Source organism: Leucobacter fengyongliangi, from assembly GCF_050971685.1.
Taxonomy (GTDB): domain Bacteria; phylum Actinomycetota; class Actinomycetes; order Actinomycetales; family Microbacteriaceae; genus Leucobacter.
The window spans coordinates 19630-40333 of sequence record NZ_JBPCEU010000002.1; the positions used below are offsets into that span (position 1 = coordinate 19630).

20 protein-coding genes and 2 tRNA genes are annotated in these 20704 nt (G+C 64.8%); 5 read left to right on the top strand and 17 right to left on the bottom strand.

Annotation, left to right across the window (positions count from 1 at the left end; all coding sequences use genetic code 11):
• Positions 1–31 precede the first annotated feature (31 nt).
• The 6 genes from ACR0R4_RS01985 to ACR0R4_RS02010 form a co-directional block, all read right to left on the bottom strand.
• Entirely contained in the window at positions 32–226 is a 195-nt protein-coding gene (locus ACR0R4_RS01985) for a hypothetical protein (protein WP_433645663.1), read from the bottom strand.
• A gap of 110 nt (positions 227–336) precedes the next feature.
• Positions 337–409, bottom strand: a tRNA-Ala gene (locus ACR0R4_RS01990).
• Between the two features lie 43 nt (positions 410–452).
• Positions 453–1295 carry a hypothetical protein gene (locus ACR0R4_RS01995; RefSeq protein WP_433645664.1) on the bottom strand — a complete coding sequence of 281 codons (843 nt, stop codon included), beginning with the start codon at positions 1293–1295 and terminating at the stop codon, positions 453–455.
• Between the two features lie 174 nt (positions 1296–1469).
• The gene (locus ACR0R4_RS02000) at positions 1470–2522 is read right to left on the bottom strand and encodes a hypothetical protein (protein WP_433645665.1); all 1053 of its coding nucleotides are present in this window, start codon (positions 2520–2522) and stop codon (positions 1470–1472) included.
• A gap of 29 nt (positions 2523–2551) precedes the next feature.
• The gene (locus tag ACR0R4_RS02005) at positions 2552–3169 is read right to left on the bottom strand and encodes a GNAT family N-acetyltransferase (RefSeq protein WP_433645666.1); all 618 of its coding nucleotides are present in this window, start codon (positions 3167–3169) and stop codon (positions 2552–2554) included.
• A 16-nt stretch (positions 3170–3185) separates the two neighbouring features.
• Entirely contained in the window at positions 3186–4112 is a 927-nt protein-coding gene (locus ACR0R4_RS02010) for a UTP--glucose-1-phosphate uridylyltransferase (RefSeq protein ID WP_433645667.1), read from the bottom strand.
• Between the two features lie 34 nt (positions 4113–4146).
• On the opposite strand from ACR0R4_RS02010, the gene ACR0R4_RS02015 reads away from it, so the two are divergent.
• The 3 genes from ACR0R4_RS02015 to mscL are packed head-to-tail and all read left to right on the top strand — an operon-like array spanning position 4147 to position 5519.
• Complete coding sequence (locus ACR0R4_RS02015; protein WP_433645668.1) at positions 4147–4755, top strand: 5-formyltetrahydrofolate cyclo-ligase; 609 nt, start codon at positions 4147–4149, stop codon at positions 4753–4755.
• Between the two features lie 11 nt (positions 4756–4766).
• Positions 4767–5087 (top strand): FmdB family zinc ribbon protein, encoded by a 321-nt coding sequence (locus tag ACR0R4_RS02020; RefSeq protein ID WP_433645669.1) that lies wholly within the window; start codon positions 4767–4769, stop codon positions 5085–5087.
• A gap of 33 nt (positions 5088–5120) precedes the next feature.
• On the top strand, positions 5121–5519 hold the full coding sequence (gene mscL / locus ACR0R4_RS02025; RefSeq protein ID WP_433645670.1) for a large conductance mechanosensitive channel protein MscL: 399 nt from the start codon (positions 5121–5123) through the stop codon (positions 5517–5519).
• 469 nt (positions 5520–5988) lie between these two features.
• On the opposite strand, the gene ACR0R4_RS02030 is transcribed toward mscL, so the two are convergent.
• From ACR0R4_RS02030 to ACR0R4_RS02060, 7 genes are all read right to left on the bottom strand, one after another.
• Positions 5989–9921 (bottom strand): AAA family ATPase, encoded by a 3933-nt coding sequence (locus ACR0R4_RS02030; RefSeq protein ID WP_433645671.1) that lies wholly within the window; start codon positions 9919–9921, stop codon positions 5989–5991.
• Between the two features lie 120 nt (positions 9922–10041).
• Positions 10042–11391, bottom strand: a complete 1350-nt coding sequence (locus tag ACR0R4_RS02035) for a uracil-xanthine permease family protein (RefSeq protein ID WP_433645672.1) — start codon at positions 11389–11391, stop codon at positions 10042–10044.
• 65 nt (positions 11392–11456) lie between these two features.
• Positions 11457–11816, bottom strand: coding sequence for a cupin domain-containing protein (locus tag ACR0R4_RS02040; RefSeq protein WP_433645673.1), 360 nt, complete (start codon positions 11814–11816; stop codon positions 11457–11459).
• 12 nt (positions 11817–11828) lie between these two features.
• Positions 11829–13253, bottom strand: a complete 1425-nt coding sequence (locus ACR0R4_RS02045) for an NAD(P)/FAD-dependent oxidoreductase (protein WP_433645674.1) — start codon at positions 13251–13253, stop codon at positions 11829–11831.
• A 41-nt stretch (positions 13254–13294) separates the two neighbouring features.
• Positions 13295–13504, bottom strand: coding sequence for an HPP family protein (locus ACR0R4_RS02050; RefSeq protein WP_433645675.1), 210 nt, complete (start codon positions 13502–13504; stop codon positions 13295–13297).
• A gap of 113 nt (positions 13505–13617) precedes the next feature.
• On the bottom strand, positions 13618–14352 hold the full coding sequence (locus ACR0R4_RS02055) for a CYTH domain-containing protein (RefSeq protein WP_433645676.1): 735 nt from the start codon (positions 14350–14352) through the stop codon (positions 13618–13620).
• Between the two features lie 4 nt (positions 14353–14356).
• The gene (locus tag ACR0R4_RS02060; protein WP_433645677.1) at positions 14357–15238 is read right to left on the bottom strand and encodes an EamA family transporter; all 882 of its coding nucleotides are present in this window, start codon (positions 15236–15238) and stop codon (positions 14357–14359) included.
• Between the two features lie 58 nt (positions 15239–15296).
• Between ACR0R4_RS02060 and ACR0R4_RS02065 the strand changes: the two genes are divergently transcribed.
• Positions 15297–15923 carry a hypothetical protein gene (locus ACR0R4_RS02065; protein WP_433645678.1) on the top strand — a complete coding sequence of 209 codons (627 nt, stop codon included), beginning with the start codon at positions 15297–15299 and terminating at the stop codon, positions 15921–15923.
• A gap of 250 nt (positions 15924–16173) precedes the next feature.
• On the opposite strand, the gene ACR0R4_RS02070 is transcribed toward ACR0R4_RS02065, so the two are convergent.
• The 4 genes from ACR0R4_RS02070 to ACR0R4_RS02085 form a co-directional block, all read right to left on the bottom strand.
• A tRNA-Arg gene (locus ACR0R4_RS02070) sits at positions 16174–16246 on the bottom strand.
• Positions 16247–16339: 93 nt separating this feature from the next.
• Positions 16340–17077 (bottom strand): NlpC/P60 family protein, encoded by a 738-nt coding sequence (locus tag ACR0R4_RS02075; RefSeq protein WP_433645679.1) that lies wholly within the window; start codon positions 17075–17077, stop codon positions 16340–16342.
• Between the two features lie 234 nt (positions 17078–17311).
• Positions 17312–18664, bottom strand: a complete 1353-nt coding sequence (gene gdhA / locus ACR0R4_RS02080) for an NADP-specific glutamate dehydrogenase (RefSeq protein ID WP_433645680.1) — start codon at positions 18662–18664, stop codon at positions 17312–17314.
• A 77-nt stretch (positions 18665–18741) separates the two neighbouring features.
• Entirely contained in the window at positions 18742–19458 is a 717-nt protein-coding gene (locus ACR0R4_RS02085) for an iron-dependent transcriptional repressor DtxR (protein WP_433645681.1), read from the bottom strand.
• A 93-nt stretch (positions 19459–19551) separates the two neighbouring features.
• Here ACR0R4_RS02085 and serC point away from each other — a divergent pair, with 93 nt between their 5' ends.
• The gene (serC, locus tag ACR0R4_RS02090) at positions 19552–20670 is read left to right on the top strand and encodes a phosphoserine transaminase (RefSeq protein WP_433645682.1); all 1119 of its coding nucleotides are present in this window, start codon (positions 19552–19554) and stop codon (positions 20668–20670) included.
• Positions 20671–20704: the final 34 nt, after the last annotated feature.

A 20704-nucleotide genomic window follows, 5' to 3' on the forward strand; every position in this document is an offset into this window, starting at 1 on the left:
CTGCCTGAGGTTACTCTAGTGGGTTCGCGCGTTAGGAATCGGTACCGGGAGGTGCCGTGCGTTGCGGGAGCCCCAGTCGCTCACGCTCCTGTGCCTCCATCTCGCGGTAAATGCGTCGCTCATTTCGGTCTGCACGCAGAATGAGCCGCAAAATGACCGCAAAGAACACACCGATCAGCACAGTCGGAGTTATCGACCAGAGTGCGTTCACCCACCAGTTGTCCATAGCAGGGAGTGTAGCCCGCGAGCATGGGAGCACCTTGGGAGCGGATCGGTGCGTTTCCCTGATCGGACACACGCATAGGGCCCCGCATTTGCGGGGCCCTATGTTCGCCGTGGATCTTAGCGGAATCGAACCGCTGACCTCTTCATTGCGAACGAAGCGCTCTACCAACTGAGCTAAAGACCCGAGGACCCAGTCAGCTTAACAGCGCGCCCGTCACCACGCGAAATTACAGTACTTCCACGGCCCACAACTCAACCTGCAGGGCAGAAATCGACTCACCCGCAGAGGTTTCGTAGACTTCCTCGCCGAGAACCGTCACTGCCATCGCCACGTTGTCGTCAACATAGACCGGGTCGAGCACGGGGCAGTCACTCTCCCAGTCGCCAGCGTAGGCGAGAGTGTTGTGCTCGTATAGCTCGGGATCAGTCTCTGCGGCGTGGCCGGTGAAGAGTCTAATGCTGCACAATCCGGTGCCCTCGTCATACTGAACAACCGTGCCGAACAGCGTGAGGTCAGTGCCTGCCCAGGCGTCAGGATCACTCACAATCTCTGCCAGCTCCGCCGCGCTCACCTCAGGGAAGTCCTCCATCACTGGGGAATCCGGCTCGGTCTCTGGCGTGGACTCGCTGGGCGTGCTCGGAGATTCGATTTGCGTGGGAGCAGTCTCAAGCTCCTCAATGGCTGCCCCGAATGAGAAGAGGGCCACCGCGGCAATGATCGTGACGATCAATCCAGCAATGACCGCCACAGCGGAAAGGATGAGACCCGTGAGTCCGAGTCCCTTCGGTTGCTTCTTCACCAGCGCCATGATGCCGAGAATCACACCCACCGCACCCAGGATGAAGCCGAGGAACGGCACCCAGGCGAAGATCAGTGCGGCAATACCGAGAATGAGCGCCGTGATGGCAAGCCCCTTTGGTGTCACCGGCCCCTGCGGTGGCTGTGGGTACTGCTGCCCCTGCGCGTATTGTGGGGCCTGGGGCGGGCCTCCTGCGGGCGGGTAGGCCGGGGCCTGCGGCACCGATGGCTGCGAGTACGTGGGTGGCTGCTGCGGTGTCTGGGGATACACCGGAGGCTGTGGATTCTGGGGCTGTGGCACGCCTGTGGGGCCGCCTGCGTCTGGCTGCGACGGTGAGGCCGGGAATTCTGAAGGTGGGTTTGTCATGTGTTTATCATGGCACTTTCCTCCAAGCTCGGCGAGAGTAAGCGTTGGAAAGTTGGTGAAATCGATACGGAATCGCTGTTAGCTTGCGTTACGCCGCGCGCGCAGCACCGCATCCAAATCGAGCATGCCCTCGCTCGTGTCACCCACCATGCCCATTTTCCGCAGTCGCTCCGCGGTCGCGAGCTGCTGAGAGCGCGCCTGCGCGACGGCAGAGACTGGGGATTCGGGCTGCGCCGCATTCGTGGACGACAGAGCAGGAGCGGACTCGGTCTCGGATGCCGCAGACTGAGCAGTCGGCGCGCCGGCGACGGAGGTTGCTTCGGCACTGGCGCGATCCACCCGGGCCTGCTCGAGTACGTGCTCGAGCAGCATCGAATTCGGCTGGTTCTGGCGCGCCGGTGGCCTCTCTGCACGCGCACGCGCCATCGCGCGGGCATGCTCGCTGCGTGCCCGAGCCGCGGCCTGCGCGGCAGCGTGTGCGGCAGCGGCGGCCGACTCCCCCCGCGGTTCCGAGACTGCGACCGGCGGGGCCTGCACCTCCACCGCCGCAACCACGGCCTGCTCAGCAGGAATCTCAGCGACTCTGACCCGCCCAGGGGCGAGTAACACGAGCGCGCCCATAGCGGCGGCGGCGACAGACGCGGAGGCAAGCACGAGCGCCGTCCCCTGGCCTGCCAGCGCGACTCCCGCCCCAATCAGCACGCCAACTAGCGCGAGTACCGCCGCCAACGCGGCAAACGCACGAACGCGGCGTACGACTGGCCTGCGCAAGCGAGCTGCGCGACTCACAGCGGCCTGCTTGCGCTTCATTTGCTGGGCGCGAATCTCGGCTCGCACCTGCGCGGCGCGTGCCTCTGACAGCTGGGCCTTTCGCTCAGCCTCCTGCTGCCGCTGCGCGGTACGCAGGAGCTTCTCGCGTGCGAGTGCTTCCCGCGCTGTCGCTTCGACACGCACTTCGGTCGGCACCTCGGCGGTCTCGGCCAGCACCCGCAGCGTTCGCTGGAGCCTGATGGCATTGCGTTCAGCCGCGCGAAACTCGCGCCTGCGCACCCAGCTCGGAACCAGGACGGCCGCCCACAACAGGGCTGCCACCACGAAGATCACTCCGCCACCGAATATGCCGCCTGTCATAGGGGTCACTGTACGGTTTCGTAGGCACTCTATGGGGTTGCCGCGCCGAGTCGCATGAGCATCCCCAGCGGCACTTCCTCCCGAGTGACCGCAAAACACGAGTGGTCACGCCAGTCACCAGCGATGTGGATGTATCGCTGCCTTTCGCCCTCGTGTCGCAGACCGAGCTTCGCCACCACCCGCAGAGACGCTGCGTTCTCGGGTCGAATACAGATTTCAACCCGATGCAGGCGCAGGTGGTGAAAGAGGTAGTCGATCGCGAGCGCGACCGCCACGGGGGTAATGCCTTGCCCTGCCACGTGTCGGGACACCCAATAGCCGATCTGGGCAGATCGCATGGCACCGCCGCTAATTTCAGAGACGCTCAGTTGACCCACGACGAGACGGTCGAACGTGACCACAAACGTGATGCCGACGCCCATTCGCAACTGCCGCCTGAGGATCTGAATCGTCGGCCGCATCGAGACCGAACCCGGCACCGTTCCCCCACCGCCGGGGTAGGTCGCTTCCCAGGGCTCGAGCCACGCCCGGTTCTCCTTCAGCAGCCGCTCAAGCACCGCCGCATCTCGACGGTGGATCAGGCGCAGGCCGATCCGCCCCGCCGTCATGGGCGCGGGCGCCTCGATCGGGTGCGGCAGTGGGCTCATGCGACCAGCGTATGGCTCAGTGGCTGCGGCGAGCGCGCAACTGCTCTGCGAGTTCGATGACCCAGTCGCTGAGCTCTGCGCCGAGTTCCTCATTATCGACGCCCAACAGCAGGTTTGCTTTAATCCAGCTCGCCCGATCGCCGGTGTCGTATCGGCGCCCGCGAAAGACCACCCCATACACCGGTCGATCCCCGTCTCCGTTCGCGAGCACGTTCAACGCGTCCGTGAGCTGATACTCGCCGCCGCGACCCGGTTCCAGCCGATCAATCACGTCAAAGATCTCGGGCCGCAGCACGTAACGGCCGATCACTGCAAGATTCGATGGAGCCTCCGCCGGGCTGGGCTTCTCCACGAGCGCGGTAACCTCGACCACGTCAGGGTCAGCGGTCGCGTTCACAGCGGCGCAGCCGTAGAGATGAATGAGCTCTTCCGGCACCTCCATCAGTGCGACCACGGTCGCCTCTCGCTGATCATGCACCTCGATCATTCGGGTGAGCAGCGGATCGCGCTCGTCGATCAGGTCGTCACCGAGCAGCACGGCGAACGATTCGTTGCCCACATGCATACGCGCGCGCCCCACCGCGTGGCCGAGTCCCAGCGGCTGCCCTTGCCGCAAGAAATGCACCTCGGCAAGCTCGCTTGAGGCGTGCACTCGATCGAGCCGATCGGTGTCGCCCTTGCGTTGCAGGGTCGCCTCAAGCTCGGGAACGCTATCGAAATGGTTCGAGAGGTTGCCTTTGTTGCGGCCGGTGACAATCAGCACGTCACGCACGCCCGCGTTTGCGGCTTCCTCGACCACATACTGGATCGCCGGCTTATCGACGATCGGCAACATCTCCTTCGGCATGGCCTTCGTCGCGGGTAAAAACCGAGTACCCAGGCCCGCCGCGGGAATCACGGCTTTCGTCACGGAACTGCCGGTCAATTCGGGCGCAATGCTCATAGCAATAGACTAGCCTGCCCGTAGACTTGCGAGTATGCGAGACTCACGAATCGATAGTGAAAAACGGCGGATCCGCCAACTGGTTCGTGCTGAACGCATGGCCCGCAGCCTCGGCGATCGGCAAGTCGCCGCGGCCTCCCTCACCGAGCAGCTCGTGGCCCTGGTGACACGCCTCGACGCACGCTCACTTGCCTGCTACCTCCCGGTGTTCGGCGAGCCCGACACCACCGCCTTCCTCGCATGGGCTCGCGCGCACGACATCGATGTGCTCTTGCCCTCGGCAAGAGAAGATGGCCTGCTCGATTGGATTCGCCCCCTTGCGGATGGCACCGTCTCGGGAGCATTTGGGATCCCCGAACCGCTTGGCGAACACCTCAGCCCGCTTGCGGTGAGCGAAGTCGACCTCATGCTCATTCCCGCGTGCGCGGTGGATCAACGCGGGGTGCGCCTGGGCTGGGGCAAAGGCTACTTTGACCGCAACCTGAGCACCCTGCGGAGGCGCCCGCCGGTCTTCGCAATCGTCCACGAATCCGAGTTTCTGGCGGAGCTCCCGTGCGAGGCGCACGATGTGCCCGTGAACGGAGTCGTCACTCCCGAGCGCACGGTGCTATTCGGCCAGGGAGATCCACAACTCAACGGGTAGACTGAGTAGCTGTGCCTACCTATGCCTACCGCTGCAGTGATTGCGATCACGCTTTTGACATCTACCAGGCGTTCTCCGACGACACGCTGACCGACTGCCCCGAGTGCGGCGGGAAGCTGCGCAAGGTGTTCGGCAAGCTCGGAGTGACGTTCAATGGCTCGGGCTTCTACCGCACAGATTCCCGCGCAGGGAGCGGAGCAGGCGCTGCCTCCGGAAGTTCATCGAGTTCATCTGAATCCTCCGGGTCGAGCAAGTCCGGTGGATCAAGCACCCCCGGCGGCTCCGGCGGCTCCGGCGCGTCAACAAGCACAAGCGCTTCCTCCGCCGCGTAGACTACCTCTCACACCCATAGAGAGGAGAGCATCATGCTCAAGGGTTTTCGTGATTTCATCATGCGCGGCAACGTCATTGATCTCGCGGTCGCGGTGGTCATTGGTGCCGCCTTCAACGCGGTGATTGCCAAGGTTGTTGAGGCGCTGTTCACACCGATTATCGGCATGTTTTTCCAGGCTGACTCTCTGGACACCGCGCTCATGGTTGGGCTTCCCGGCGGTGGCGCCATCGCCTTCGGCGCGGTCATCGGGGCCCTGCTGAATTTCGTCATTGTCGCGGCGGTCGTGTACTTCGTGTTCGTGCTGCCAATCAACACCATGCGCGAGCGCAAGCAGGCCGGCGCCGAGCCTGACGCGCCGCCGAACGAGCAGGAGCTGCTGACCGAGATCCGCGACCTTCTGCGCGCGCAGAACGAGCGTCCCCGCGCCTAGGTTTTCGGTTCCGAGGGTCGGGTTCTCGTATTCTGCGCCGGTCTCGTTTTGAGTGGGCGTGGGCGGCTGCTTCCTAGGCTGGGAAGCAGCCACTCACGCCCTATCTCGCTTCGGAATCGCGGTGCCGCTACGCACGGCATGACCTGCGAGACCAGCCTGACCTGCCAAACCAGCCTGACCTGCCAAACCAGCCAAACCAGCATGACCAGCATGACCTGCAAAACCACCCTGATCAGCAGGCGAAACTAGCCCCAGTGTGGCGGCTTGTCTTCTCGCAGGCGCGCGTCGTTTTCCGTCTCGGGCCGGTCTGCTGCGGGCGGATCGTAGGGCGCGGGATCACTCCCCACCGGCGCCGGGAGCGTCGCACGTCGGGATCTACGTCCCGTGGCATCCCGCCGAGGGGTCAATTTCTGCGGGTGCTCGTCGCGTGAACCCGCAGATTCTGACCTGTCGAATTGTGGATCGGGCATCAGAACCCGGATGCGTCGCCCGGGGCCTGGAATTGCCCGTCTCGATCCACGGGTTGCGCAGCCTGCCTCTCGCCAGCGAAGTCGGAAGCAGCCTTTGCGTTGGGGGCAGGCGCAGAACCGTTTCCTTGCGCGTCAGCGGCGGCCTCAACCTCGGCGTCGTAGCCGAGAATACCCGCGACCCGCAGCGCCACCCGCTCGGGGTCGGCGAAGAGATCGAAGCTGTGCACCCGGTGGTAGTGCCAGCCGAGACGACGCAGCACCGACGGGCGAAGCCGCAGCGCGTCGCGCAGGCTCTGCTCGCTGCCCGTGAAGTCGAGATCGATCGCGATCGCACGTTCGCCGAGCGAGGCCGCCAGCGGAATCACCCCGCGGTAGTCGAGTTCGACAGAAAGGCCGAGCTTCTCAAGCCGGTCGGCGAGCTCGCCGAGCATCGGGTCGCGCTCGGCGGGAAGCGTTGCCGGTTCGGCCACGGGGTGCTCGAGCGCCAGCAATTCGGCAAGCTCCACCACTCCGTGCTTGATCCGCGCGGAGTCGAGGTCAGCGGGCCGGAAGCAGCTCACGATGGTCATGGCTCGGCGCGCGCGCGTCATGGCGACGGCCACGAGCCGTTCGCCGCCCGGGCGCCCCAGCGCACCGAAGTTCGAGAGCACCCGCCCGTGCGGGGTGCGACCGTAACCAATGGAGAAGATCACCCGGTCACGGCTCTGCGCCATCGCCTGTTCGAGCGTGAGCACGGCGAACGGTTCGGCCCGCTCCCCCAGCAAGAACTCGCGATACTGCGGAAGCTTCGAGAAGGCGTGGAGGACGGCCTGGTACACCCGCACCGCGTGCCGGTCGCTCGCGGTAATGACCATGAGCGACTCGCGCGGCCGCACGCTTGCGTGCTCGAGCACGAGTTGCACGACGCGCTCAACCTCGGCGTCGGTGCTCTCGACCGCGCCGGTCTGCGGGTCGGGAAGCCCGTGCCCGGCGCTCACGAATTCAAGGGTGATGCTGGAGTGGCCCAGGAAGGTACCCGCCCACGGCAGCGACTCGATCTCCCCGTCGTAGAACCGAGTGTTGACGAGACTCGTGAGGTCTTCGCCTCCCGCGCGGTAGCTGCGCGTAAGGGCGAGCTCGGGCAGTACGGCTCGCAGCTGGGCGAAGGTCGACTGCTTGTGCAGGGCCTCCAGATCCACTGTTGGCACGTCGGTATCGCCATCTGCTGCGGGGGTTCGCACGGCGATTTCGAACGGTGAAGGAGACTGGGTGACCCCGTCGCCAAAGGCAACCACCTGGGCCGCGCGCTTGATCGCGCCGACGTTCTCGACCAGGGTGGTCGCCCCGGCATCGACGAGAAGGGTCGTGTCGAAACGCAACTCCGCCGGCAGCTGGGCAACCTCGTAGGGCGACAACACCCACACCGGAGCGAGCGCGCCCATCAGCGTGGGAGCGTGCTGTGCGAGCGAGTGCAAGGACACGTCGCCGCTGCGCAACTGCTCGCGAAGCGCGAGCGCCTCGGTGCGAGCGTCAACCACGGCGATGCGCCACGCGTCGGCGAGCTTCACCGCAAGCTGCGGGCCGTTCGCGCTCGCGTGCGCGTCGTCCACGAGACGGAAATCAGCCTCGAGTCGCTCGATCACTCCGGTATTTGCACTGAGCAGCGCCTCGTTGGTCTGCAGCATTCGCTCGAGCGCGGACTGCCACCAGGCCTGCTCAAGTTCTGCCGCGACATTGCTCGCGGGCACGTGCCGAGCCGACAGATCATCGATCAGGGGCTCGAGTTGCGCGGCCCGCAACCGCTCCACAATCGCGGTTCGCTCCTGAATGTTGTGCAGCACCTCGCTCTCGCGGGCGAGGTCGGTCGTGCGCCGGGCGAGGGTGGTCAACGGCAGGTTGCGGAGGCGGTCGCTGTCGTGCTCGTTGCCCAGCACCCGGTCAAGCTCATCGAGATCTTGGTAGGCCGCCTGATACGCCGTGGCCACATCGGCGATGCCCACCGGCACCTCGGGACGCGCACCCACAACGGTGCTGTAGCGCTGCCACAGCACCCGCTGCTGCTGAATCTGCACGAGCCGCGCGTACATGTCGGTGATGTGCACACCGGGCCGCACGTATTCGCGCGCAAGTTTGCGCAAACGCCGCTTATTCGCCTTCGACATCTCTTCGCCGCGCGGGGCGTGGGCCGCGATGACCTCGGTGAGTGAGCGATCGTAGACCTCGGGGGTGAACCGGTCGAGGGTCTCACGGATGCCCATGAGGAGGCGCAAGTAGACACCCAGTTCGGCGATCGTCTCGTACGGCCGGAGCGTCGTCTGTTCGACGACCTCGTTGGCGAGAGAAATGAGTCGCGGGAGTTCAGACTCGGCGAGATCCACCGCGAGTGAATATGCGGATCGCGCCGCCTCGGTCGTCGCGAAGCTCACGCCGTACCACGGCGAATCCTCAGGCCCATACTGAAACTGGCCGAGGCGGGCGGCCTCGGTGATGTCTTCTGCAATCGAACTGCGATCAAGCGTGAGGTGACCGAGAGCCTCATCGTTCAGCCGCACCGTTGTGCTCGGCGGGGTCGGGAGTAGTGCCAGCCGTGTCAGTTCTCGCAGCGCATCTATCGGCGACGCACCGAAGCGCTGGTCGCGCGCGGTCAGCGCATCCTGATAGTCGAGCAGCACCCCGCGCAGCCGCACCAGCGCGTCGTCGACATCGCGCAGCGGCTCGCTCCGCGCGGACTCGTTGCGGCTGATGGCCTCGACGAGGTTGCGGCGCAGCAGTCGCGGCGTTACCGCGAGCCCCGACAGGCCGGCTCGCGAGAGCCGGTGTCCAATGCCATCGAGTGTGGATCGGCGCGGCGACACTACGAGCACGCGTTTGCCGGCGCGCACGAGCTCTCCGATGGCGTTCACCACGGTCTGTGTGCCCCCGGTTCCGGGCAGGGTGCGCACCACCAACGAGTGCCCTGCGCCAATCTGCGCGAGCACATCGTTCTGCTCGGCATCAGCGTCGTAGAGGTGTCGGTCAGTCTCCGGGGCGCGATCGTTCGGCCAGGTCGGCGAGACCGGGCGGTACGCGTCGACCAGTTGCTGCTTGGCCACCTCGCTGCCGCATATGGCCTGCAAGACCGGTGATTCGAGGTTCTTCGCGTCGCTCACCATGTGCCGTGACACGTCGGCGAACGAGGAAGCGATGAGCCGCGGTTGCACCACGAACTCGGGTACCCCGGTGACCATCTGCCGCAGGCGATCGATGACCGGCTGGGGCTTGAACACGCCCTCCGACTGGGAGAGCTCGAGTAGGGTGCGTGCGTTCACAGTTATCCCAAACTGCTCGCGCAAGGCACCCAGCAATTCGCGGTTCACGGTGAGTGGCTTCTTGAGCTTCAGTTCGAAGTCGCGGCCGTAGCGACGAATCGCGAGCGGGCGCAGCAGCACCGGCGCACAGTACTCCTCGCCCTCGAACTGCCACTTGGCAATTCCGATACCCAGATGCACGGTTTCGAGTCCGCGCACCGCGCGCATCTCGGCGGCCTTATCGGTGACGCGCCCCGCGGCAACCCGCGCATATCGCAGCGCGAGGTCGTCGCGAATCAGCGCGGACAGCAGGATCTTCTGGCCGGTGATGAACTGTGGCATCCCGCCGGGGTGCGTGGTCGAAAGCTCGATGCGGTTTGCGGGCTGATCGTCAAAGTGCAGCAACGGGCTGCGCCCGCCGATGGCGGCAAGCTCCCGTCGCCAGTCCTCGTGCTCCGTGGCGAACGCATCGACCGCCGCGAGCGGCCCCGCGAGGGCTGGCGTGGCGAGGATGGGTTCGGTGGGGAACTCCGACTCGGGTTGCGGCGGGGTATCCGGCTTTGGCGCGAGCGAGCCCTCAGGCATTGGAGTCTCGGCGGTGGCCACTGGGGCCTCCGCCTCGTTCACGTTTGCGCCCTGACGACGGCGCCGATCCACACTCCACACACCGCCACCCTAAGCGTCACCGGCAGTTTTGCCCGGAAGGCGCTCGGCGTTTTCCGCCTGCGTTGCGCAAAGCCGCCCCCCACATCCATGGTGGATGGCTCCGGCGTTGAAGGAGCGCGGCTACTTGCTCGTCTCGCCCGCAACGGGCTCGATCGGGGTAGCAACCTCGTACGTACCGCGGGCCCGTGAAACGAGCGCCATGAGGTGGTAGACGACGATCGCAGCGATCGTGCCGAGGGCGATGCCGTTGAACACGATCGCACCGAACTGCACGGAGAAATCAGCGATGCCGATGATCAGCGCCACCGCCGCTGGGAACTGGTTGATGGGCTTAGAGAAATCGACCTTGTAGTCAATCCAGATCTTCACGCCGATCAGGCCGATGAGGCCGTAAAGCACCACCGTCACCCCACCGAGCACCCCCGCGGGAATCGTGTTGATGACCGCGCCGATTTTTGGCGAGAAGCTCAGCAGCACCGCAATGATGCCTGCGACCCAATATGCGGCGGTGGAGTAGACGCGGGTGGCCGCCATCACGCCGATGTTTTCGCCATAGGTGGTGGTTCCCGATCCACCCCCGAAGCCGGCGAACATCGTCGCGAGACCGTCGGCGAACAGCGCCCGCCCGGTCACCGGGTCGAGGTCTCGCTTCACCATGAGTCCGACGCTCTTGATGTGGCCGACGTTCTCGGCGATGAGCACGAGCACAACGGGCAGGAAGACGGGCAGGAGGCCCCACAGGGTGGGGTCAGAGAACGGATTCGCTGCGAGGTGGAACTCGGGCAGGCCGAGCCACGCGGCGTTGCTCACCGAGACGAAGTCAACCTCACCGAAGAGCACCGCGGCGATATAGCCGACAACGACACCGAGCACGATCGAGAGACGACCGATCAGGCCACGGAAGAGCACCGTAATCAAGATAATCGATGCGAGCGTGATGAGGGCGATGACGGAAGAATGCCAGGCGACACCCTGGATCCCCTCGGCTGTCCAGTTGTTCTTCACCGCGGGGGCAAGATTGAAGCCAATGAGCGCGACGATCGAGCCCATGACGACTGGGGGCATGAGTGCATTGATCCACCCGGTGCCTACCTTATGCACCAGGAGGCCGATGAGCGCGAGGAGGAGTCCGATCGCGAGGATACCGAACGAGGCGCGCGACAGGTCACCACCGGAGCCCACGGCGACACCGATGGGCGCGATGAACGCGAATGACGAGCCGAGGTAGCTGGGAAGTCGGTTGCCTGTGATGAGCAGGAAGAGGATCGTGCCGAGGCCCGAGAAGAACAGGGTCGCAGTGGGGCTGAACCCCGTAATGAGCGGCACGAGGAAGGTGGCACCAAACATCGCCACCACGTGCTGGGCACCGAACCCAATGGTCTTGGGCCAGCTCAGTCGCTCCTCTGGCATCACAATTGCGTCGGGCTGTACGCTCGAGCCGTCTCCGTGCTGCTTCCATGTGAATGCCATGGGTTCTCCTCAAGGTTGTCGGGGCTCGGGGTGCCATCGCTGCGCGCACCGGCCCCCATGCCAGGCTATTCGAGTGCGAGGTAGATCTTGCGGATGTGATCTTTCACGATCCAGCGCGTCTTCGTGCCGGCGGTGAGCCGCATCACGTCGCCGGTCTTCACCTCGACGCTGCGGTTCTCGTCCAGCAGCTTGATGGTGGCCCCACCCGAGATCACGACGAAGAGCTCGTCGACCTCGGTGTCGAGCACCGCACCGTCGCGCAGCTCCCAGATGCCCGTCTCCACGTTGCCCAGCCGGCCAAGCTCGACCGATCCCTGCCGGGGCGATCCGTAATCAACCTCTTCGGCGGGCACGGGAGAGAGCGCGACAATCGCGCCGCGACCGTGCACCACGCCGTTGAGCCCTTCGGGAAGCAATTCAGTCATCGTCCTGGCTCCTTACGAGTCGAAACCGAGGCCAAGCGCATCGAGGGTCTTGAGTAACACGTTGCGCTTGCCGTGATTGTGGTCGGCTCGGTCGAGCGACCACCGGGTCAAGTTGATGCCAATCGATGCCGCCGGCTCGGGCGGGAATGGCAGCGGCATTTCACGCACCATCTGCAGCTCGGTGCGCTCGGTGGATCGCCCCTCGAGTCGGTCAACGATCACATCCGCAGCGAAGTGCGTGGCTCCCACGCCAAGCCCCGTGAAGCCAGCCACGTATTGCACGCGCCCCCCGAACGCCTGCCCGAAGAACGCGCAGAACCTCGTGCTCGTGTCGATCACCCCGGCCCAGCGATGCGAGAACTTCACTCCCGCGAGCTGCGGGAACGTGGTGAAGAAATGACTGGCGAGCTTGCGGTGGCTCTCCATGCGGTCTTCGTACTCGGCCTTGATCCGCCCGCCCACGTGGTACACCGCGTCGTACCCGCCCCAGAGGATCCGGTTGTCGCCGGTGAGCCTGAAGTAGTGAAACTGGTTCGCCATGTCGGCGACTCCCTCGCGCCCCTCCCACCCGATGGAGGCGAGTTGCTCGTCGGTGAGCGGCTCGGTCATGAGCACGTAGTCGTAGACGGGAACCGTGTGAAAGGCGTATCGCTTGAGCAGCGACGGAAAGATGTTCGTGCAGAGCGCAGCCCGCTCGGCGGTGATAGTTCCACGCGGTGTTTGCAGGTGGATCGGTGCCCCGGCGTCGCCCTCCAGCCCCGTCACTCGGCTGTTCTCGTAGAGCTCCACCCCGATGCTCGCGGCATGCCGCGCCAGCTCCGCCGCGAGCTTAGCGGGATGCACGTTGGCGTTTTCCCTGGGGTGGAAGGTGCCACCCAAGAAAGTGGGCGAGTGCAAGCGCTGCCTGACCTCTTCAGCGGTCAGTACCACCGTGTCGGCGTCGCCTTCCTCTTCGGTCACCCAGTCAGCTTGGTAGGGCTCGTTCGCGACGGAAAGCTGCCCGGTGCGCTCGAACTCAACATCGAGCCCGTGCTCGGTCACGAAGCGCTCGATCGCGTCGAGATTCTCGTATCCGAGCCTCTTTAGCGTGCCCACCTCGTCGGGCCATCGACTTTCGGCGTTGGGCTCGCCGTGTGTGATGCTCGCCTCGCAAAAACCGCCATTGCGCCCCGAGGCAGCCCAGCCCACGCGCTTCGCCTCGAGCAAGACGACCCGGCGTTCCGGATGTTCGGTCTTCAGCTTGATCGCGGTCCAGAGGCCCGCGTACCCGCCGCCGACCACCACGTCGTCGGCCCTCAGGTCTCCGTCAACGATCGGGTAGCGTGCGGCTGATGCCTGAATGTCCTCAGTCCAGAACACCGCGTGTTTTGTATCTGCGAGGGATTCCTCGACGATACGCGCTGCCGGACGGTTGGTCTCAAAAATCGTGGATTCCATGGGTTCCTCTGCGAACTTACGGGGTGACCAGGTGAAGCAAACTACTCAGCTGGGGGCTTGATCATGACACCCGAGGCGAGCCCAAGCGCGAGCCCTGCAGGCACCCACAGCCAGAACTGGGTGAAAAAGCCAATCACCGTGCCAACGATGGCGCCGATAATCAGGCCAACGATCACCTGCTTGCGTCTCGCCGCGGGCGAGGTGCCGTCTGAGTCACGCTTTCCCGAGCCTCGGGATCCTTTGGATGCCATGCTTCCACCCTACGCGGATCAGCCGCGAGACGGCAGGCCTGACACTGAATTCGTGTCAGTTTTCGCGAACCAGCGCCGATTCCGTGCGTCGGGCAGCGTGGTCACTCCGCGTGTCAAGACGCGCCGTCGCTCGGGCGGCCCATCGCGCGCTGAAGCTTCGAGGTGCCGCGCACGCGTTCGGCGCCGGCGCCGATGAGGAGCGGCTCGACCAATTCGAGCAGTTCGAGCGAGGCCCCGGGGGCGAGCTCTGCCTCCCACTCGCGCCAGCTACGTTCTTCGCCGCTCAGTGCATTCGTTGCGACGACCCGGTCATCGGCGAGCTCGATCAGCCACTCACCCGGTTGCTCGGGGGAACCGGTGGTGCCGTTTGCCCCCAGTGCATCGGCAGCGGATGCGGGTGCGGGTGCGGGTGAGGGTGCGAGTGCGGATACGCCCGAGACCCCCGCATCCCGCCACACCCGAACGATGGTGCGAAGGGTGCGCATGGTCGCCACCGCGATCAGGCGATCGGTGTCGTGCTTGCCGATGCGATCCACAATTTCGCGCAGCAAACCATCGGGCATCGTCTCGGCCAGCGGCCACACGAGCTCGCGTGAGCCATCTGCACCCTTGAGCTTCATGTGCCAGCCCTCGTCTTTGCCGCCCACCCGTTTGCGCACTGCGACCCGCTGCAGGCCGAGCGCCGCGTCGGGGGTGTCGAAGTAGATGGCCTCGAGCGTGAAGCTCTCGGGCTCGATGAGCCGGAGGCCCACGGCGGTGAACGCGGGGCTGCCGGGAAGCTCGGCCCGCGAAGACACCGCATACTTTCGCTCGACCTCGAAGGTTTCGATCGCCCCGTTCCCTGCCACCAGATCAGTCTAGGCGCGGCTGATGCTGCCCCGCGAACCAGACAATTCCCGCGCCGGCAGCGACCACCAGAGCGATCCCCACCACAACCGGGGCCGTGAGGATCTGTCCGAGAAACAGCACACCGACGAGCGTGCCGACCACCGGGTCGAAGGCGAAGAGCACGCCGATCACTCGTGCGGAGGTGAGCTTCGCCGCGAGCGTGTCCACCGTGAAGGCCAGCGCCATACCCACGAGCGCGGAGAGCGCGAGCACTCCCCAGTCGGCTGGCCCGGCACTGGAGATCGCCGGGACCGAGAACGGGAGAGTGAGCACCGCTGCCACGGCGACCGAGAGCGCCACGCTCGGCAGCCCACCCGCGCTCTTTCCGACGCGCGCTGCCAGAACCGTGTACAAGCCAAAACAGACCGCTGCGAGAGCCGCGAACACGAGACCGAGTGGGTCGAGTGACCCCCCGAGGCCCGCGATCAGCGCGACCCCACCGAAGGCAACGAGCGCGAGGAGCCCTTCGCGCAGGCGCCGCGATGCGAAGAACGCGACCAGGCAAGGCCCCAGGAAGTCGATCGTGACGGCGATGCCCAGCGGGATGCGCGCGATTGCGAGATACAGAAACACATTCATCGCAGCCATCGCGGCCCCGTAGATCACGATTCCCATCCACTCCTCGCGGGTGCGACCGGTGAGCCGTGGCCGGAAAAGCACGAGGAGGAAGGCGGCGGCGATCGCGAAGCGCAGTCCGCTCGTACCCAACACGCCGACCGTGTCAAAGACCCCGATCGCCAGCACTGCGGCGATCTGCATTCCGATCGAGCCGCTGAGCACCAGCAGCACGGCCCGGAGGGTCGCAGATCGCGTCGCGGCCTGCGCCGCGGAACGGGGAGTGGGCATCAGGTCAGAATAGCCCTGTTGCGAAGGCCCCGTGGGGCAGACGGAATACACTGGCGGGGTGAGTGGGCAACAGCTGGTGGATCGCGCGATGCGCGACAGCCTCGCGGCTGTTGGCAGGTTGCAAGCTGCCGGGGTCGAGCCAGAGGCACTCGCGGAGTTCGTGCCCGCCGGGCGGCGATGGCTCGTGCTCCCTCGGGCCGCGACCATGCGCCCGCTGGGCGAGGTGTGGCGCCTGGGTGCCCTGTTGCTCGGCACCGACGGCACCCTATATGCGGCTGGGCGTGCGACCCGGGCTGCAGAACGAGGCCGCCCAGGCTACCAGTCGGCATCGCGTGAGGAACGGCGCGAGCTTGCCGCTGCAGCCCTAGACGGCGGGTACCCGGCGGGCACCCCAGTGAACTTCGATGCCGCGCCGATCCGGTTGGTGGAACTCGTCACTCGGCACAACCAGCCCGGCGACGCTGCCGGCCCGCCTGCCCTGCTCGATTCGCCTGACGGGCCTGGCACCCCAGCTCCAGCAGGTACAACCCTGTCTGCCGATCTCGCGCTTCCCGTCGGCGTATGGGGCGGAGAGCTGCGCGTACGCTGGCGACCGGGGGCATCACTCGACGGGGCCGCCACGCTCGACACGTACCTGGCAGGGCGCGTCGAACTGCTGGTCAACCCGCCCCTCGCCGCGACCTGACCCGGCACTTCGTGCGCTCTTCCGAGTTTCTCTCAGCGCTGCCTCACCACTTGAGAGCATGGGTAGGGCACCAGTGGCTGTTTCCTGCGTCGCGAAGCCGCCACTAGCGCCCTACGAAAGGGTGTGCAGGCGGGCCGGTGGGCCCGCGGGCACGAAGCACGCGAAGCATCGCTTCGCGTTCAAAGCTTCGGCGGGCCAGAGGCCCGCGGGCACTTTTCGTGCGAAGCGATGCTTCGCACATTGAGAAAAGTGCCCCAGATAGGAATCGAACCTACGACACCTTCTTTAGGAGAGAAGTGCTCTATCCACTGAGCTACTGGGGCAAACAGAACGAGTCTAGCGAACCGACAACGATGGCACGAAAATGGGGCACCGCCGGTGGCGATGCCCCATTCGAGCCGTGAGGCCGAAGAAACCTAGAAGCGAACTACGCCGCTCGGTGCACCATTCAAGAACGCACTGGCGACCACAGTCTGGTTGCCGTTGTATCCACCGTGCACGGCCTGGCCGTTGCCGATGTAGATCGCCACGTGAACGCCCGACCAGATCAGCACATCTCCAGGCGCATAGGCACCATTGGTAACCAGGGTACCGCCCAGAGCGGTGTACTCGCCCACCCGCGTGCCAAGGTCACCCGCAGGGATGCCCACTGCGCGCAACGAACGCTCGACGAGCGCCGTGCAGTCTTGGAACTGACCGAGCTGCGCGTACGCTGCGGAGACGATGCCCGCGGCACCGGCACCTGAGGGAACGTCGGCCCGAGCTGCGGTTGCCGTCGCGACACCGGCACCTGTAGCCTGTGCCGTGCGAGCCGCTTCCTCTGCTACACGAGCCGCTTCCTCTGCAGCCTTCTCCTGCGCGAGAACCACTGAGCTCACCTCTGCCGCCACTGCCTCAACGGGAACCAGTGCATCTGCGCCATCTTCGGTCAGGAGCGACTGCGATTCTGCAGCCATGGCAAAACCGTCGGGCATGCCCGAGGTATCGGGAGCCGCGTATGCGGGAAGTGCGAACACACCCACCATGCCGACGCTGAGTGCGCCTGCGCCAACCATGCGAGCGAGATGCTTAAGCGAACGGGTACGAGGAGCGGATGCCGTCTGGGCCACTACCTCAGTACCGGACGCCTGAATTGTGCCGGTGTGCTGAGTCACGAGTCAATAAACCTTACGTTTGCCTGTGTTTTGGTGGGAGTACGGCCCGCGGGGGCCAAAACCTCTTTCGAGCCTAACCGAAGATCACGGAATTGTCACACTCAGATGCGATTTCTCTCAGGGAGGCGAAAAAACCGCATAAAACCGAGGAAGTCTGAGTGACAGATTGTTCGAGATCGAGCAAAACCTCAACTGTGGGTTGAGGGTTTTGAGCCCGGTTTTGCCTGAATCTGGTTAGACCACGCCCTGATCGAGCATCGCCTGCGCAACTGTCACAAACCCAGCCGAATTCGCGCCGAGCACGTAGTCCCCCGGACGCCCGTAACGCTCCGAAGCGGCGTAGCTCGCGTCGTGCACATCTCGCATGATGCGGTGCAGTTTCAACTCGCTCTGCTCAAAGTCCCAGCTGTCACGAGAAGCGTTCTGGCTCATCTCAAGCGCCGAGGTGGCGACCCCACCGGCGTTCGCAGCCTTACCCGGCGCGAACAGCACGCCTGCCTGCTGGAACAGCGCAACGGCATCGGGCGTCGTGGGCATGTTCGCGCCCTCTGCAACGGCCCGCACGCCGCCATCGAGCAGCGATCTGGCACCGGCTTCGGTGAGTTCGTTTTGCGTCGCACAGGGGAAGGCAAGGTCGCCGGGTACGTCCCAGACTGATCCACCAGCGACAAAGCGAGCGCTCGGCCGCCGCTCGGCGTACTCAGAAATGCGGGCCCGGTCAACCTCCTTGACCTGCTTGAGCAGCTCGAGATCAATCCCCTGCTCATCCACCACATAGCCCGACGAATCGGAGGCGGTGATTGCGGTGCCGCCAAGCTGGGCGACCTTCTCAATGACGTAGATCGCGACGTTGCCCGACCCCGAGACAATCGCTCGACGCCCCTCAAGCCCCTCGCCGGTGCGCGCCAACATCTCTTGCGCAAAAAACACCGCGCCGTAGCCCGTTGCCTGGGTGCGCACCTCCGCGCCACCCCAACCCTTACCTTTGCCGGTGAGCACCCCCGATTCGTGCTGGTTGGTGATGCGACGGTACTGACCGAAGAGGAAGCCGATTTCACGCGCGCCCACGCCAATGTCGCCCGCGGGCACGTCCACGTGCTCGCCGATGTAGCGGTAGAGCTCATTCATGTAGCTCTGGCAGAAGCGCATCACCTCGGCCGTGCTCTTGCCCTGTGGATCAAAATCGGATCCACCTTTGGCACCTCCGATTCGCTGCCGGGTCAGCGCATTCTTAAAGATCTGCTCGAAACCGAGGAACTTGATCACCGAGAGGTTTACTGTGGGGTGGAAGCGGAGGCCCCCCTTGAACGGCCCCAACGCCGAGTTGAACTGCACGCGGAAGCCGCGGTTCACCCGGACCTGTCCCTCATCATCCACCCATGGCACCCGGAACATGATCTGCCGCTCGGGTTCGACCAGACGCTCCAGAATCCCCGCTTCGATAAACTCGGGGTGTTCTTGGAGCACTGGCACCAAGCTATCCAGCACCTCGTCGACGGCCTGCATGAACTCAGGCTCGTGCGGGCTGCGAGTCTCGACGGCTTCAGCTACGGCACTCACGTGCGCTTCGGGGGTAATACGTGACACAGGTTCTCCTCTGTGGTCTATCTGCTCCATCTGCGGCAGCCCGCTATGGGCCCACCGCAACAGTCGGTTGGGTGGTTTTATTCGGATACGAAGATGTGGGCGGCGATCTCGCCGGGAAGGTCGATGACAACGGGATCGGTATGCGGATCCACCGTGGAAGCGGGGTTTACCGTAACCCGCACCAGACCATCGACGTAGGCAAAGCTTGCCGTCGCGCCGGGCCTGATACCTGCCTGATTAAGGAGGCGCAGGAGTTCAGGGTCGACCTGCGCAGGTTCTGCGAGATTGCGGATCCGCGCGGTTACCGGCTCGGGACCGTTCGAGAACAGGGTGAGCGCGCTCTTCGCCCCGGCTTGGGGAGATATCGAGGCGCGCAATCCGAGTTCATCAAGGCCAGGGATCAGGTTGCCATAGGGCGATTCGGTGGGGTTGCCAAGGATGCCGATCAGCTTGCGCTCAACTTGCTCACTGATCACGTGCTCCCAACGACACGCCTCCTCGTGAACGTATTCCCATTCAAGGCCGATCACGTCAGCGAGCAGGCGTTCAGCCAGGCGGTGCTTGCGCATGACGCGAACGGCCTTCGTTCGCCCCTCGTCGGTAAGTTCGAGGTGCCGATCGCCACTGACGACCACGAGCCCGTCGCGCTCCATGCGACCGATGGTCTGAGAAACGGTCGGACCAGAATGCCCTAGGCGCTCAGAAATGCGCGCGCGCAGCGGCACGATGCCCTCCTCCTCGAGCTCGAGGATGGTGCGAAGGTACATCTCGGTCGTATCAATGAGATCAGTCATTGCCGCCTTCCACATGCTGTGCCGCGACTCAGTTTAGGCCATGGGGCCCGCTCGGCACTCCGTTGAGGGGTGCGCACAACGTAGAATTGGCGCATGGCTGACATCACCATCCCCGCGAATCTCCTGCCCGCCGACGGTCGCTTTGGTTGCGGCCCCTCGAAGGTGAGGGACGAGCAGCTTGCGTTTCTCGCGACCCAACAGCCGGGAGTGCTGGGCACCTCCCATCGCCAGGCACCAGTCAAGAACCTGGTCGGGAGCTTGCGCAACGGCCTGTCTGAATTGTTCCGCGCGCCCGAGGGGTACGAGATCCTCTTGGCGAACGGTGGCGCTACGACCTTTTGGGATTCGGCGGTGCACTCACTCATCGAGCGTCGCAGCCAACACCTCGCGTTCGGCGAGTTCGGCGCGAAGTTCGGGAAGGCCGCCGCGGCCGCACCGTTCCTCGAGGCACCCGATGTGCGCACAGCAGATGGTGGATCACGCTCCGAGGTGCTCCCCACCGAAGGCGTCGATGTCTACGCTTACCCTCACAACGAAACCTCCACGGGCGTGATGGCCGAGGTGCGGCGCGTGCACGGCGATGCGGGCGCGCTCACCGTAGTTGATGCGACGAGCGGCGCCGGTGGCCTCGATTTCGATGCCTCCGAGACCGACGTCTACTATTTCTCTCCTCAGAAGAACTTCGCGAGCGACGGTGGCATCTGGTTTGCACTGGTCTCGCCCGCAGCGATCGAGCGGATCGAGCGGGTCACCGCCTCGGGTCGTTACATCCCAGAGACGCTCAACCTCGCCGGCGCAATCGAGAACTCACGCAAGAACCAGACGCTTAACACGCCGGCCGTCGCAACCCTCGCGATGATGGACGAGCAGGTGCGGTGGATCAATGCGCAGGGTGGCCTGGGCTGGGCCGCCGCCCGCACGGCAGAGTCTTCTGCGGTGCTCTACGACTGGGCGGAGAAGTCCTCGGTGGCGACTCCCTTTGTTTCGAATCCCGATCATCGGTCCAACGTCGTCGTCACTATCGATTTCGACGAGTCGGTAGACGCAGCTGCGATCTCGACGGCGTTGCGCGCCAACGGAGTGGTCGACACCGATCCCTATCGCAAGCTGGGCCGCAATCAGCTGCGCGTGGCGACGTTCACCGCTATTGACCCCAACGACGTGCGTGCGCTGACCGGCTGCATTGATTACGTGCTCGAGCGCCTGGGCTAGGGCGTGTTGATCAAGTTTTCTGAGGTGCTTTTCG